Origin of the sequence: Bartonella sp. AP58NXGY (assembly GCF_042195785.1) — a bacterium.
Taxonomy (GTDB): Bacteria; Pseudomonadota; Alphaproteobacteria; order Rhizobiales; family Rhizobiaceae; genus Bartonella.
On sequence record NZ_JBHIOY010000193.1, the window covers coordinates 1 to 231 of the forward strand.

Sequence of the window (231 nt, forward strand, 5' to 3'; positions counted from 1 at the left end):
AATTCATATTATCGGTGGCGGTCTTGCGGGGTGTGAAGCAAGCTGGCAAATTGCTCAATCAGGCATTCCTGTTATTTTGCATGAAATGCGTCCCGAAAAAAAATCAGATGCCCATAAAACCGATAAATTGGCAGAACTGGTTTGTTCAAATTCCTTTCGTTCTGATGATTCATCAACAAATGCCGTAGGACTTTTACATGCTGAAATGCGATTAGCGAAATCGTTAATTAT

Annotated in this window: 1 protein-coding gene; it reads left to right on the forward strand. The window is 39.8% G+C overall.

Annotated elements, in window-relative coordinates; genetic code table 11:
* Window position 1: 1 nt before the first annotated feature.
* Window positions 2-231, forward strand: a 230-nt coding sequence (locus ACFINC_RS10370) for an FAD-dependent oxidoreductase (RefSeq protein ID WP_375617160.1), incomplete at its 3' end; no start/stop codon positions are given.